Origin of the sequence: Blautia sp. SC05B48, from assembly GCF_005848555.1 — a bacterium.
In the GTDB taxonomy this organism is placed as follows: domain Bacteria; phylum Bacillota; class Clostridia; order Lachnospirales; family Lachnospiraceae; genus Blautia_A.
Genome location: NZ_CP040518.1, coordinates 805,001 through 819,748, shown reverse-complemented (window position 1 = coordinate 819,748; position 14,748 = coordinate 805,001). Strand labels below are relative to the sequence as shown.

The following is a 14,748-nucleotide window of genomic DNA, read 5'->3' as shown; positions in this document are numbered from 1 at the left end:
CCGCTTGAGTATATTACATAAGGAGGATTCCAGAATGTCATTTCCAAAGAATTTTTTATGGGGCGGTGCAGTTGCTGCCAATCAGTGCGAGGGTGCATACAATGAAGACGGAAAGGGTTTATGCACACAGGATGTAACACCACACGGAATCGTAGGCCCCAGAACGGAAGAGCCTACACCGGATAACATGAAACTTATCGGAATCGATTTTTATCATCGTTATAAAGAAGATGTGAAATTATTTGCGGAGATGGGCTTCAAAGTATTCCGTACATCCATTGCATGGAGTCGTATTTTCCCTAACGGAGATGAGGAGACACCAAACGAAAAAGGTCTTCAGTTTTATGATGATCTTTTTGACGAATGCCATAAATATGGGATCGAGCCACTGGTAACGATCTCCCACTATGAAACACCGCTTCATCTTGCAAAAACCTACGATGGCTGGGTAAACAGAAAGATGATCGGTTTTTATGAGAGATATGTGAGAACTATTTTTGCAAGATACGGCAAGAAGGTTAAATACTGGCTGACATTTAATGAGATAAACTCTGTTCTCCATGAACCATTCTTAAGCGGTGGTATTTACACAGAAAAGGATAAGCTTTCCAAGCAGGATCTGTATCAGGCTGTTCATCATGAACTGGTCGCAAGTGCACTTGCAACAAAGATCGGACATGAGATGATGCCGGATGCAAAGATCGGCTGCATGATCTTGAGCATGCCGACTTATCCGCTGACCCCATGCCCGGACGATGTGATCAAGACTATGGAGAGTGTTCACAAGAACGATTTCTTCGGTGATGTACATGTCCGCGGATATTATCCGGGATATATGAAACGTTATTTCCGTGAAAATAACATTGAGATCAAATTTGAACCAGGCGATGCGGAAATCCTTAAGAATACAGTAGATTTCGTTTCCTTCAGCTATTACATGAGTATCTGCGAGACAGCAGCCCCAGCTCATGTAAAAGGAAAGGGTAATCTTATGGGCGGTGTTCCGAACCCATATCTGGAAGCATCTGACTGGGGATGGCAGATCGATCCGCAGGGTCTTCGCTATGTGCTGAATTACTACTGGGATCGTTATCAGAAACCGTTATTCATCGTTGAGAACGGACTGGGCGCAGTAGACAAGCTGGTGGAGAAGAATGGCGTTATGACCGTTGAGGATGATTACCGTATTGATTACCTGCAGAAACATCTCCTTCAGGTCGAAGAGGCTGTTGAGGACGGTGTAGATGTTATGGGCTACACCTCCTGGGGCTGCATTGACCTTGTCAGTGCATCTACAGCAGAACTGAAAAAACGCTACGGCTACATCTACGTGGACCGTAACGATGATGGAACAGGTACACTGAATCGTTATAAGAAGAAATCCTTTTACTGGTATAAAGATGTGATCGCTACCAATGGTGAGTCACTTCACAAATAATATGGCTGCCTGACTTTCCGGAAAAAAGTAGATATAATGCATTCATTGACGCAGACAATGGAGTTCGCGAGAGCTTCCGTTGTCTGCGTTTTTTATGTTACAGGAAATTACTCCGTACTGTTCCTGCTGTATGCTAATATCTGTTTTGCAGCAGATTGACATGGAATATCTGAAAAGTTATAATCGAACGTACAGAAGGCTGAGAGCAGTCTTGGTATGAACAGATAGAATCCCGGAGCTTTTTCCGGAATGTGAAGTTACAGGAGGAGTAAAAACGTGACAGATCAGGAACGTTTTATGAAAGAGGCAATCCGCCAGGCAAAAAAGGCCCGTGCATTGGAGGAAGTGCCGATCGGCTGTGTGATCGTGCATGAGGGAAAGATCATAGCCAGAGGCTACAATCGCCGCAATACAGACAAAAATACCTTATCTCATGCAGAGCTTAATGCTATCCGAAAGGCCAGTAAAAAGCTGGGAGACTGGCGTCTGGAGGGCTGCACCATGTATGTAACGCTGGAGCCTTGTCAGATGTGTTCCGGTGCATTGGTACAGTCCAGGATCGATGAGGTGGTGATCGGCTGCATGAACCCGAAAGCAGGCTGTGCCGGATCTGTGATGAATCTTCTTCAGATCGAAGGCTTTAATCATCAGGTAAAGATCACAGAAGGGGTATTGGAAGAGGAATGCTCCGAAATGCTTTCCGCATTTTTCAGGGAACTGCGGGAGAAAAAGAAGCAGGCAAAAATCATGAGAGATTTACTCTTGACAGAATCCTGTGAAAATATCAAAATAAAATCATAAATGGATTTCACTATTACAGACAGAAAATCCATTCAGGCCAAACGAAAGTCGTTGACACAGGAACGACAGAAAATGGAGGAACAAAAAATGGAACTTGAAGCTTTAAGAAAAGACATGATAGCAGCAATGAAGGCCAAGGATAAGGTGACAAAGGAAGCAGTTTCTGCACTGATCGCAGCAGTAAAAAAAGCTGCCATTGATGAGGGATGCCGTGATGACATCAAAGGAGAGCTTGTAGACAAAGTTATCCTGAAAGAGCTGAAAACAGCAAAAGAGCAGATCGATACCTGTCCTGCAGAACGTACAGATCTGAAAGAAGAGTATCAGGCAAGATATGACATCATTGCGAAATACGCTCCGAAGCAGATGGATGAAGCAGAGATCAAGGCTTATATCGAGGAAAAATTTGCAGATGTTCTGGCAACAGGAAATAAAGGCCAGATCATGAAGGCAGTTATGGGAGATCTGAAGGGAAAGGCAGACGGCAAGCTGATCAATCAGGTAGTTGCCGGATATTGTAAATAACGCAATATATGTATACAGGAAAACGTCGGGAGCATTCGGAACAGCTTCCCGGCGTTTTTTTGCAGGGGCAGGTAAAGAGTAAATGCATAAAAAAATCCCGCCGGATCAGTCATAAATGACGAACCCGGCGGGAATGCTGTTTATATAGAGATCATATATTATAACCTTTTTTACGCGCGCCGCACCTCGGAATGGTCTCACAGACGTTACCTTTACAGTTAACTCAGCCCAGGCACCCTCACGGCACACAAGAGCTTCTGCTTAGTGCTGCTGCATTCCTGCCCTGACACGGTTCACAGATTCCTGTTGCGTAAGACCCAGACGTCAACGCCACTTATAAAGGGCTGCTCTGCAAGATACAAGCCTCAGATTGGCATCACCCCTGCTGTAGCGGATTGCAGGTACAGGGCACCGCTATCTCCCCGGCTGCGCGGAATTTAATTATAGACTCTTATGAATGATTTGTCAAGATGCGCCAGATCTGTTTTTATAAAAAGGAGCCCCCGGATATTTCACGTATTCAGTTTTTGATTTCAGCATAAAGGCGCAGGTTTTAAAACAGGGATATCAGCTGAGAAGACTGAGGTGGCAGTTCTGAATACCGCCGTTTTTGGTGTTGCGAAGAGTGAAACTGAATTGAAGCTGAGAATGCTCTGTTTAGCCGGAATATTGCTGATCGAGATTTCATCGTATCCCAGGTCCGATCCGGATGTGGGCATATAAATGATCCGGGTTTTTTTGGCTATTGTACACTGCCTGAAAATGCTTTATAATATTATACTGTGTAAAACTCTGTGAAAAGAGAGGATACAGTAGTTGTTCTGCAGAAATACGTCAGGTGGAATATCTGTCTTATATGCAGACAGCAACAAATAAAATGTGCACATAAGAGGGCACAGAATGGAGGACGCTATGATTAAAAGAATCGGTCTGCTTACAAGCGGTGGTGACTGCCAGGCGCTGAACGCAACTATGAGAGGCGTTGTGAAGGGCCTGAGCAACAGCGTTGAGAACCTTGAGGTTTATGGATTTGATGACGGATATAAGGGACTGATCTACGGGAAATACCGTATGCTTACAGCCAGGGACTTTTCCGGGATCCTGACTCAGGGCGGAACTATTCTCGGAACATCCAGACAGCCGTTTAAACTGATGCGGGTTCCGGATGAGAAGGGACTGGACAAGGTTGAGGCAATGAAACAGACTTACTATAAGCTCTGTCTGGACTGTCTTGTGATCCTCGGCGGAAATGGAACGCAGAAAACAGCCAATCTTCTCCGCGAGGAAGGCCTGAATATCATCCATCTTCCGAAGACCATTGATAATGATATCTGGGGTACAGATATGACATTTGGTTTCCAGAGTGCTCTGGAGATCGCAACTAATGCCATTGACTGCATCCATACAACAGCTGCATCCCATGGACGTGTATTTATTGTCGAGATCATGGGACATAAGGTCGGAAGCCTTACACTGAATGCCGGTGTTGCAGGCGGAGCAGATGTGATCCTGATTCCGGAGATCCCATACGATATCAATAAGGTTGCGGAAGCCATCCAGAAGCGTAACAAGGCCGGCAAGCGTTTTACCATTCTTGCAGTAGCTGAGGGAGCTATCTCAAAAGAAGATGCAGAGCTTCCAAAGAAAAAATACAAAGAAAAGCTTGCGGAAAGAGCAAAGAAATATCCGTCTGTATCCTATGAGATCGCAGACCAGATCCAGAAGGTGACCGGAAGTGAGGTACGTATCACAGTTCCGGGACATATGCAGCGAGGCGGAGAGCCATGTGCATATGACCGCGTTCTTTCCACAAGGATCGGTGCCGGTGCAGCGCAGGCGATCATGGATGAGGAATATGGTGTTATGATCGGCGTCATCAATGGCAAGATCAAACGGGTTCCTCTTGCTGAATGCGCAGGCAAGCTGAAGATGGTATCTCCAAAGGATCAGCTTGTAAAAGCAGCCAAACAGATCGGAATCAGTTTTGGCGATTAATGAATTATGAGTCATCTGGCCGCCGCGGGAGTCTTTCCGCGGCGACTGTGGCGAAGAGAAGGAGAGTTTTATGAGTTATACTGCTCTTTACCGTAAATTTCGTCCCGACAATTTTGACGATGTAAAAGGACAGGATCATATTGTGACAACACTGACCAACCAGATCAAGGCGAACCGTATCGGACACGCATACCTGTTCTGCGGAACGCGTGGTACCGGAAAAACTACGGTTGCAAAGATCCTGGCGAAGGCAGTAAACTGTGAACATCCTGTAAATGGCAGCCCCTGCAATGAATGTGCCATGTGCAAGGCCATTCAGGCGGGAACTGCCATGAATGTGATCGAAATCGATGCAGCCTCTAACAACGGTGTTGATAACATCCGTGAGATCCGTGAGGAAGTGGCTTATCGTCCAACAGAGGGCAAATACAAGGTTTATATCATCGATGAGGTGCATATGCTCTCAACAGGTGCATTTAATGCTCTTCTGAAAACATTGGAGGAGCCGCCTTCTTATGTTATCTTCATCCTGGCGACTACAGAGGCCCACAAGATACCGATCACAATACTGTCCAGATGTCAGCGCTATGACTTTCACCGGATATCCATTGATACCATTGCTGCCAGACTTTCCGAGCTTCTGACAGCAGAAGGGGTGGAAGCAGAGGAGAAGGCTGTACGCTATGTGGCAAAAAAAGGCGACGGGTCCATGCGAGATGCCCTGAGTCTTCTGGATCAGTGTATTTCCTTTTATCTGGGACAGGTGCTTACTTATGATAAAGTCCTGGATGTTCTGGGAGCCGTGGATACAGAGGTATTCAGCAGACTTCTCCGAAAGGTTCTTTCCGGTGATGTGACAGGTTCCATCCATGTGCTGGAGGACCTGATCACAGGCGGCCGTGAGCTGGGACAGTTTGTATCAGATTTTACCTGGTATATGCGAAATCTTCTGCTTGTGAAGACTTCCGAAAATCCTGAGGAAGCCATTGACGTTTCTTCTGAGAATCTGAAGCTTCTGAAGGAAGAGAGCGAGATGACAGATGTGGAGACGCTGATGCGTTACATTCGTATTTTTTCCGATCTGTCTAATCAGATCCGTTTTGCAAGCCAGAAGCGTGTATTGGTGGAAATCGCACTGATCAAGCTGTGCAGACCGGCCATGGAGACAAATCTGGACTCTGTTCTTGACAGGCTTCGTGTCCTGGAAAAGCAGATGGAGGAACGGCCTGTGCAGCAGGTGATCGTTCGGGAGAGCGAGGCCGGCGGAGCCGGGGAACCGGTGGCGGCAGTGACCGGTGCAGCAACGGCACAGCAGCAGAAACCACAGAAGGCAGCTCCTGAGGATCTTCAGAAGATCGTGGCAGGCTGGCGTGCCATCGTGGGTCAGACTACCGGACTTTTCAAGCAGTCCCTGCAGCGTGCAGTCCCAAAGTATAACGGAGAAACAGGAGATTCTATCCTTTATGTGGAATTCCAGGATTTTCTGGGGATGAATTATGTAGACAATCCGGAGGCGAAGAAAGAGCTTCAGGACATTATTGCTGCCCGGACAGGCAAAAGCGTGGAGATACATATGCTGGTAGCCAACAAACATCAGCACACCAATCTCGCGCAGATCACAGTAGACGATGCACTTCGGGAGAATATCCACATGGATATCGTAGTGGAAGAAGACCCGGATGAGGAGTCATAAATCCGTAAACAAAAAACAGGAGGAAAGTATTATGGCAAAAAGAGGTGGATTTCCTGGCATGGGTATGCCGGGAAACATGAACAATCTTATGAAACAGGCGCAGAAAATGCAGCGTCAGATGGAAGAAAACCAGAAAGCTCTTGAGGAAAAAGAGTTTACAGCAACAGTAGGCGGCGGAGCTGTTTCCGTTACAGTTTCCGGTAAACGTGAAATAACAAAGGTCACACTTTCCGAGGAAGCGGTAGATCCGGATGATATCGAGATGCTTGAGGACATGATCGCGGCAGCAACAAATGAGGCGCTCCGTCAGGTTGAGTCCGAGTCAGCAGCAGTGATGTCCAAACTCACAGGCGGCCTTGGTGGTCTTGGCGGAGGTCTTCCTTTCTGATGGAATATTACAGCAGCCATATCAATAAACTTATTGAGCAGCTTTCCCATCTTCCGGGAATCGGAGCCAAATCTGCCCAGCGTCTTGCATTTCATATCATGAATATGCCGAAGGACCAGGTAGAGCAGCTGACCGCCTCCATTACCGATGCAAGGCAGAATGTTCAGTACTGTAAGTGCTGTTACACGCTGACTGACCAGGAGCTTTGTCCGATCTGCGCCAATCCCAAAAGAGATCACAGCACTATCATGGTGGTTGAGAATACCAGGGATCTGGCAGCATATGAGAAAACAGGTAAATTTGACGGTGTATATCATGTACTTCATGGTGCAATCTCCCCGATGCTTGGGATCGGGCCGGATGATATCAAACTGAAGGAGCTGATGAAGCGCCTTCAGGGGGATGTAAAGGAAGTTATTGTGGCAACCAATTCCAGTCTTGAAGGCGAAACGACAGCTATGTACATCAGTAAGCTGATCAAACCGACCGGGATCAAAGTAAGCCGTATCGCCAGCGGAGTTCCGGTGGGCGGTGATCTGGAGTATATTGATGAGGTGACACTTCTCCGGGCACTGGAGGGAAGAGTGGAGCTTTAACCAGATCAGGTGAAAAATTTTCTGAGAGATTGCAAAAAGTGATAAGCAGCCAGGAAATTTCCCCGGGTTATAAAGGAGGTGAGACTGGTGGCAAAAAAGAAAGCAACCTCATCGGATGTGGCAGCACGAGCAGGCGTTTCCCAGGCAACTGTATCCATGGTGCTGAACCGGAAATATAATGTTTCTTTTTCGAGAGAAACTGTGGAGCGGGTGGAGCAGGCGGCCAGAGAGCTTGGCTATGAGCTTCCCGGACGTCGGAAACACAAAGCTGACAGAAAAGAAAAGCTGATCGTTGTTTTCTGCCCCACACTCACCAGCCCCTATTATGTACTGCTGCTTCAGGGAATCGAGGCTGTGGCCAATGAGCAGGGATATGGGGTATTTATCTGCAACACCCAGCGCGACGCGGGGCTGGAAGAAAAATATCTCCGTATGATGCAGACCATGCGGCCGGCAGGGATCATCTATACCTGCAATCCTCATCCGGATTTCCAGCATCAGGTAGAAAAGATCGCAAAAGAAACACCGCTGGTCATCATCAGCAACAAGGAAAAAACAACCACGGTAGATGCTATCAATCAGGACAACACAGTGGTAGGAAGGCTGATGGCCAGACATCTTCTTGATCTGGGGCACACGGATGTGGCATTTATCACGCCTCCTCTTACCAGACGGCAGTGGCAGCGCTCCAAGCGTGTGGAGGGCTTTGTCCGCGAGTTTGAAAAAGAGGGAAAAAAGGATCATGTGCTCATCAAGGCGGCAGATGAGTCCAATGACAGAAAGATCCCGCGGATGGATTCCGAGTATGCCATGGGCTACGAGCTGACCATGGAACTTCTCCAGGAAGGACAGAAATTTACGGCTATCGCAGGACAGAATGACATGATGGCCATAGGTGCCATTGATGCGCTGCACGAAATGAGGATACACGTTCCAAAGGATGTTTCTGTCATAGGGTGCGATAATATTTTTTATTCCGGCATCCGCAGGATCTCCCTGACAACCATTGATCATTTTGTTGCGCTGAAGGGAAGAGATGCCTGTGACATCATCATCCGTAAGATCGACATGAATGATAAATTTTACCTGGATGAAAGACCTGCCAGCCTGTATAATATCGAATATACCCCGAAGCTGATCAAGCGCCGCACGACGGGGTATGCAAGACTGGACAGAAACCAGTCTGATGAACAGAAAAATAAATAATGGCGCAAAAATTATTAATAATAATATATAGAGAGAGTTTCCATGACACATTTGAATAGAAACCTTGTTAGCTACGATAATTACGGCGATATTCGAATTGAGGAAAATGGAAAGAAGCTGTTTTGGGTGAAAAAATTGACAGGCACTATTAATAAAATATTATTTTATTAATAAAATATTTATTAATAAAAAACAGGTGTCTTGACCCTCACAATGAGTTTGTTATAATGGAATCATCAAGAAAAAGAACGAACGTAAACAGGAGGAAAAAACAATGAAATTTTTTATCGACACAGCTAAAGTAGAGGATATCAGAGAAGCAAATGACATGGGAGTTATCTGTGGAGTTACAACAAACCCGTCTCTGATCGCCAAAGAAGGAAGAGACTTCAACGAGGTGATCAAAGAGATCACAACGATCGTTGACGGACCGATCAGCGGTGAGGTTAAAGCTACCACAACAGATGCTGAGGGAATGATCCGTGAGGGACGTGAGATTGCAGCGATCCATCCGAACATGGTTGTTAAGATTCCTATGACAACAGAGGGACTGAAGGCAGTTAAGGTTCTTTCCTCTGAGGGGATCAAGACAAACGTTACTCTGATCTTTTCTGCTAACCAGGCACTTCTTGCAGCAAGAGCAGGTGCTACATATGTATCTCCGTTCCTTGGAAGACTGGATGACATCTCCACAGATGGCGTTGAGCTGATCCAGCAGATCGCTGAGATGTTTGCAGTTGCAGATATCCCGACAGAGATCATCGCAGCAAGCGTTCGTCATCCAATGCATGTAACTGCATGTGCACTTGCAGGCGCAGATATCGCTACGGTACCGTTCAAGGTAATTGAGCAGATGACACATCATCCGCTGACAGATGCAGGTATCGCTAAATTCCAGGCTGATTACAAGGCAGTATTCGGTGAGTGATCGAAACCTCTTTTATATACAAATTCCCTGTGAACAGCAGGGCACTAAAAAGGAGACATTAATAACATGGATAAGTTAGAACTTCAGAAAGTTGCCAACGAAGTCCGCAAGGATATCGTAACAGCAGTCCATGCAGCAAAGGCCGGCCATCCGGGCGGATCCCTTTCTGCAGCAGACGTGTTCACCTATTTATATTTTGAAGAGATGAACATCGATCCGAAGGATCCTAAGAAGGCAGACCGTGACCGTTTTGTCCTTTCTAAAGGACATACAGCACCGGGACTCTATTCTGTACTTGCAGAGAGAGGGTATTTTCCAAAAGAGGATCTGAAAACACTTCGTCATCTGGGCTCCTATCTTCAGGGACATCCGGATATGAAGCATATTCCGGGCGTTGATATGTCCAGCGGTTCTCTTGGTCAGGGAATCTCTGCAGCAGCAGGTATGGCTCTTTCTGCCAAACTCAGTGATGATGATTATCGAGTATATACACTGCTGGGTGATGGTGAGATCGAGGAAGGCCAGGTGTGGGAGGCAGCTATGTTTGCAGGCTTCCGTAAACTGGACAACCTGGTTGTGATCGTAGATAACAATGGACTTCAGATCGATGGTGACATTGCAGATGTATGCTCCCCATATCCGATCGACAAGAAATTTGAAGCTTTCAATTTCCATGTGATCAATGTTGCGGACGGCAACGATATGGATCAGCTGAAGGCTGCTTTTGATGAGGCAAGAGCTACAAAGGGTATGCCGACAGCTATCATCATGAAAACAGTAAAAGGTAAAGGCGTTTCCTACATGGAGAACGCAGTAGGCTGGCACGGAAAAGCTCCGAATGACGAGCAGTATGCACAGGCAATGGAAGATCTGGAGAAGGTAGGTGAAGCATTATGTCAGAAGTAAAGAAAATCGCAACGAGAGCAAGCTACGGCAGTGCCCTCATAGAATTAGGAAAAAAACACGAGGATCTTATCGTTCTTGACGCTGACCTTGCTGCAGCTACACAGACAGGTATGTTTAAAAAAGAATTCCCGGAGCGTCACATTGACTGCGGTATCGCAGAGTGCAACATGATGGGCATTGCAGCAGGAATCGCTTCCACAGGTAAGGTTCCCTTTGCAAGTACTTTTGCAATGTTTGCAGCAGGACGTGCTTATGAGCAGGTTCGCAACTCCATCGGATATCCGAAGCTGAATGTAAAGATCGGAGCAACTCACGGCGGTATTTCTGTAGGTGAAGACGGCGCCACACATCAGTGCCTGGAGGATTTTGCCCTGATGAGAGTGATTCCGGGCATGGTCGTTGCAAGTCCTTCTGATGATATCGAAGCAAAAGCTATGGTTGCTGCTGCTTACGAGCATCAGGGACCGGTATACATGAGATTCGGACGTCTTGCTGTTCCGGTTATCAATGACAGACCGGATTATAAATTTGAGCTTGGTAAGGGCATCGTTCTCCGCGAGGGAAAAGATCTTACCATCATCGCAAACGGACTTTGTGTTGCACCGACTCTTGAAGCAGCTGAGAAGCTTGCAGCAGACGGAATCGATGCAAAAGTGATCAATATCCATACCATCAAGCCTCTGGATGAGGACCTTGTTGTTGCAGCTGCCAAAGAAACCGGCAAGGTTGTAACTGTTGAGGAGCATTCCATCATCGGCGGTCTTGGCGGAGCTGTATGCGAGTGCCTGGCTGAGAAGGCACCGGTACCGGTTAAACGTATCGGAATCCATGATGTATTCGGTGAGTCCGGTCCGGCATTAGAGCTTCTTCATAAATACGGTCTCGATGCAGAGGGTATCTATAAGCAGATCAAGGAGTTCGTATAATCAAGATCAACAGGGGATAAGTCTGTTTCTGCAGGAAGTATCTTAAGGATTCCGCAGGCAATCACATCTGCAAGTGCTACTACGGTGGAGAGCCGGGTAGTCTGCAGGGTAAGCTGCTCCATGATTCCGGCAGTATTTACAATGCCGGTGATATGGATGTCCCCTACAGGTGGAAGATCTTTCTGAACACCAGCACCTGGGTAAAGTGCACCATTTCCAATGGTCACATAGCCCAGGTGCTTTTTTTGTCCAAGAGAAGCGTCTATGGCGATTACAAGGGCGTGTGGATGAAGCCTTGTGATAAGCGATGAAGTTTTTTCAAGGTTCAGGGCATGGACCGGGCAGGAAAGCGTGCCGTAGACAAAAATATGTCCGGTTTCATGAGGATGAAGAAGGTGTCCGATATATGGGCCTAAACAATCTCCGGTAACACGATCACTGCCAATGCATAAAAACACGATCTCAGTCCATTTTTTGGGACAGTGAAGAATGCATTTTTTCAGAAGATAAGCAATCTCGCCGGATGAACCGTTTTTTCCGGCATCAATGTAAAAAGCCATGAGAAACCTCGATTCTTTTTTCACTCTATCATATCCTGAAAAAAGGGAAAATATGCATGGTGCGGAATCTGTCGCTAAATTCTGTGGACAGACTCTTACATTCTGCTAAAATCCGCATTTTTACTGTGCTATGCTTGGACAGAAGGGGTGATATGAGATGATAGAAGTCATTTATAAGGAGGACACAACAGAACAGGAAGCCGCACAGGAATCGTTTTCCATGCCTAGAAATGTAAGGCAGATCGGGCTGGCGAACGGAGATTACAGGATTTATATAGAAGATTATGTATACACATTTCTCTGCAGCCTGGCAGAAGATGAAAAGCCGGAAGGCCAGGGAAGTGTGGCGGTACTTACAGGTGAAATTCAATGGACTGCAGATATGACCTGTATTTTTATAAAAGGTGCCATTGCAGCAGACGGCATGGAGGCTGCGGCAGAACATATTGACTTTTCGGAAAAACTCTGGCAGAAACTGCAGGAGGATAAGGATCAGTATTTTCCGGAGCAGGAGATCGTGGGATGGTTTTTTGCACAGCCTCAGATAGCAATGGAGATCACGGAGCTTTTTGTGAAAGTACATCTCAGACATTTCGGAGGGGAAAAGATCCTGATGCTGATGGATCCTGGAGAACGGGAGGATGCTTTTTTCCGTTATGATGGCGGCATGATGGCAAAACTGAGCGGATATTATATTTATTATGAGAAAAATTCTCAGATGCAGACGTATATGATCGAACGCAGCCAGAAAGAGGGCGGAGAAGCATCCGAGGAAGTGGAGGACAGGGCTGTCAGAAATTTCAGAAAGATCATAGACAGTAAAAATCCGGAGGAACGGGGAGAAGAGAAAACTTCTGTTTTTTCTTATGCGGCTACGGTGTGTTTGGCACTGGCAGTTCTTGTGGCTGGAGTGGGCTTTTATCGGAATCAGCAGGAAAAAACAGAGGTTCCGGAAGATTATCGCGCCGCTTCTGCTTCGGTGGTGCAGATAACACCTGCAGTAACAGAACCGGTGCGGAGTGTATCGGTTTCGCCAAAGGCGGTGCAGACGCAGAAACCGGTGCAGACACAAAAACCGGTACAGACGCAGGAAGCTGTGCGGGGAACTCCGGTCCCGACGGAAACCACGCAGAAAAGAGAAAAAATCTCAATAACACCGGAACCTCGAAGTTCAAAAAAACAGTCTGTTTCAGAAGCAACGCAAAAAAAAGATAATAAAACAGAAGAGAAAAAAACAGAAGAGAAAAAAACAGAAGAGACTTCAGTGGCAGCAGAAAATCCGGGGGAAACTTATGTGATCCGCCCGGGAGATACCTTGTATCAGATCAGTCTGAACCGCTATGGCACTGTAGATGCGATGGAACAGATCTGTGCATTAAACGGAATTTCTGCCAATGAGATCATTTATCCCGGGCAGGTAATTGTACTACCCTGATGGAGTGTGCTATAATAACTGGAAAACCAATTACAAAATAAAATACTTAAGGTAAGGGATACGGTTGTGAATATCATAAAAAAAATACAGAAAAAACAAAAGCGTAAAAAGCTGATGAGGCAAAAAGCCAGGCTTGCACAGGAACAGGCTGCGCAGGAAGGCTCTCACTACGGGAGAACTTCTCATCACCGAAGAATTTCAAGAAAGGGAAAAAAGGTGATCACAGCGGCAGTGATCGCTGCTGCAGTCTGCCTGGTTTTTCTTTATGCAGAAAAAAGAAGCTATCACAGCTATAAAGTATTAAATACAAGCGAACAGGAAGATGTTGTTTCCACACAGTATGTGGACATGGATGGAGATATCCTGAGATACAGTCCTGATGGAGTATCTGTTGTGGACAACAGCATGAATACCATCTGGAATGAAACCTATACAATGCAGAATCCTATTGCAGATGTGAATGGAAGCAGGGCGGTTGTTGCAGACAGCGAGGGAACATCGCTTTATATCTGCGACAAAAAAGGTGTGACCGGAACTGTAACAACGTCTTATTCTATTGTAAAAGTGCGGATCGCATCGAATGGAATGGTTGCCGTGATCCTGGACAATGATGATAATACCTGGATCAATTTTTATAATCCGGATGGCAGTCTGGTCGCGGAAAATCTAACTAAGATCGATGATCCGGGATATCCCATGGATGTAGCAGTGTCTGATAACGGAGTGATGATGGTAACATTCCAGTATGTTGATGGAAGCAAGACTACCAGCTATGTGGCATTTTATAATTATGGGGATGTAGGACAGAATGAGGATGATCGGATCGTAAGTGGTTATACCTATGAGAATGTAGTGATCCCGCAGGTGGAATGTATCAGTGACAGTAAGTATATTGCTTTGCGAGATGACGGATTTTCTACTTATCAGGGAAATCAGATCCCCAAAGAAAGCAAAACAGTCAATGTAAAACAGGAGATCGTAAGTACATTTTTCAGTGATGACAGGATTGGCCTGGTATTTAAAAACAATAATAAAGATGATCTGTATACAATGGAAGTCTATAATATGAGCGGACAGCTGAAATTCCGTAAAAATTTCAATATTCCATATACGACTATAAAAATGAGCGGAGATAATATCATCATGTATAACAGCTCGCAGATCTGCGTGATGAACAGCCGTGGTGTACAGAAATATGCCGGAAATGTAGATGGAACGATCCGAGATTTCTTTAAGATCGGATGGAATAAATATCTTATGGTACTGGATACAGGTGTCAGCACCATAAAATTCAGTTAAGGGGGCAGATATGAACTGGACATGGCTTGGACTGGCTGTGCTGGTCCTGCTT

15 protein-coding genes and 1 other RNA gene (1 of these 16 running past the window's edge) are annotated in these 14,748 nt (G+C 46.1%); 14 read left to right on the top strand and 2 right to left on the bottom strand.

What is annotated here, in order from left to right:
• Window positions 1–34 precede the first annotated feature (34 nt).
• The 3 genes from EYS05_RS03700 to EYS05_RS03690 all read left to right on the top strand — a co-directional run bounded on the left by EYS05_RS03700 (window position 35) and on the right by EYS05_RS03690 (window position 2,764).
• Window positions 35–1,438 carry a glycoside hydrolase family 1 protein gene (locus EYS05_RS03700; RefSeq protein ID WP_138276623.1) on the top strand — a complete coding sequence of 468 codons (1,404 nt, stop codon included), beginning with the start codon at window positions 35–37 and terminating at the stop codon, window positions 1,436–1,438.
• Between the two features lie 276 nt (window positions 1,439–1,714).
• Window positions 1,715–2,239, top strand: a complete 525-nt coding sequence (gene tadA / locus EYS05_RS03695; protein ID WP_118516039.1) for a tRNA adenosine(34) deaminase TadA — start codon at window positions 1,715–1,717, stop codon at window positions 2,237–2,239.
• A gap of 87 nt (window positions 2,240–2,326) precedes the next feature.
• Window positions 2,327–2,764: a GatB/YqeY domain-containing protein gene (locus EYS05_RS03690; protein ID WP_118516040.1), complete on the top strand. Its 438-nt coding sequence runs from the start codon at window positions 2,327–2,329 to the stop codon at window positions 2,762–2,764.
• 172 nt (window positions 2,765–2,936) lie between these two features.
• Here EYS05_RS03690 and ffs read toward each other — a convergent pair.
• Window positions 2,937–3,198: signal recognition particle sRNA large type (ffs, locus tag EYS05_RS03685), an RNA gene on the bottom strand.
• A gap of 478 nt (window positions 3,199–3,676) precedes the next feature.
• Between ffs and EYS05_RS03680 the strand changes: the two genes are divergently transcribed.
• From EYS05_RS03680 to EYS05_RS03645, 8 genes are all read left to right on the top strand, one after another.
• On the top strand, window positions 3,677–4,759 hold the full coding sequence (locus EYS05_RS03680) for a 6-phosphofructokinase (protein ID WP_118516051.1): 1,083 nt from the start codon (window positions 3,677–3,679) through the stop codon (window positions 4,757–4,759).
• A 70-nt stretch (window positions 4,760–4,829) separates the two neighbouring features.
• Window positions 4,830–6,452 (top strand): DNA polymerase III subunit gamma/tau, encoded by a 1,623-nt coding sequence (dnaX, locus tag EYS05_RS03675; RefSeq protein WP_118625977.1) that lies wholly within the window; start codon window positions 4,830–4,832, stop codon window positions 6,450–6,452.
• 31 nt (window positions 6,453–6,483) lie between these two features.
• The gene (locus EYS05_RS03670) at window positions 6,484–6,840 is read left to right on the top strand and encodes a YbaB/EbfC family nucleoid-associated protein (RefSeq protein WP_015525666.1); all 357 of its coding nucleotides are present in this window, start codon (window positions 6,484–6,486) and stop codon (window positions 6,838–6,840) included.
• Window positions 6,840–7,436: a recombination mediator RecR gene (gene recR / locus EYS05_RS03665; protein WP_015525667.1), complete on the top strand. Its 597-nt coding sequence runs from the start codon at window positions 6,840–6,842 to the stop codon at window positions 7,434–7,436. The genes EYS05_RS03670 and recR overlap by 1 nt, the downstream gene beginning before the upstream one ends.
• A gap of 87 nt (window positions 7,437–7,523) precedes the next feature.
• Window positions 7,524–8,642: a LacI family DNA-binding transcriptional regulator gene (locus EYS05_RS03660; protein ID WP_044961150.1), complete on the top strand. Its 1,119-nt coding sequence runs from the start codon at window positions 7,524–7,526 to the stop codon at window positions 8,640–8,642.
• 274 nt (window positions 8,643–8,916) lie between these two features.
• Window positions 8,917–9,570: a fructose-6-phosphate aldolase gene (gene fsa, locus EYS05_RS03655; protein WP_015525668.1), complete on the top strand. Its 654-nt coding sequence runs from the start codon at window positions 8,917–8,919 to the stop codon at window positions 9,568–9,570.
• A 66-nt stretch (window positions 9,571–9,636) separates the two neighbouring features.
• Window positions 9,637–10,476, top strand: coding sequence for a transketolase (locus EYS05_RS03650; RefSeq protein WP_138276622.1), 840 nt, complete (start codon window positions 9,637–9,639; stop codon window positions 10,474–10,476).
• Window positions 10,464–11,402, top strand: a complete 939-nt coding sequence (locus EYS05_RS03645) for a transketolase family protein (protein WP_138276621.1) — start codon at window positions 10,464–10,466, stop codon at window positions 11,400–11,402. Before EYS05_RS03650 ends, EYS05_RS03645 begins: the two co-directional genes overlap by 13 nt.
• On the opposite strand, the gene yyaC is transcribed toward EYS05_RS03645, so the two are convergent.
• Window positions 11,375–11,962, bottom strand: a complete 588-nt coding sequence (gene yyaC, locus EYS05_RS03640) for a spore protease YyaC (protein ID WP_138276620.1) — start codon at window positions 11,960–11,962, stop codon at window positions 11,375–11,377. The genes EYS05_RS03645 and yyaC overlap by 28 nt on opposite strands.
• Window positions 11,963–12,119: 157 nt before the next feature.
• Here yyaC and EYS05_RS03635 point away from each other — a divergent pair, with 157 nt between their 5' ends.
• From EYS05_RS03635 to EYS05_RS03625, 3 genes are all read left to right on the top strand, one after another.
• Complete coding sequence (locus EYS05_RS03635; protein ID WP_138276619.1) at window positions 12,120–13,397, top strand: LysM peptidoglycan-binding domain-containing protein; 1,278 nt, start codon at window positions 12,120–12,122, stop codon at window positions 13,395–13,397.
• 66 nt (window positions 13,398–13,463) lie between these two features.
• Window positions 13,464–14,696, top strand: a complete 1,233-nt coding sequence (locus tag EYS05_RS03630) for a DUF5711 family protein (RefSeq protein ID WP_243101224.1) — start codon at window positions 13,464–13,466, stop codon at window positions 14,694–14,696.
• 10 nt (window positions 14,697–14,706) lie between these two features.
• A protein-coding gene (locus EYS05_RS03625; protein ID WP_138276618.1) for a CvpA family protein crosses the window boundary here: on the top strand, window positions 14,707–14,748 show its 5' portion. It continues 666 nt past the right edge of the window; only the first 42 of its 708 coding nucleotides appear in the window; it begins with the start codon at window positions 14,707–14,709; its stop codon lies off the right edge, out of view.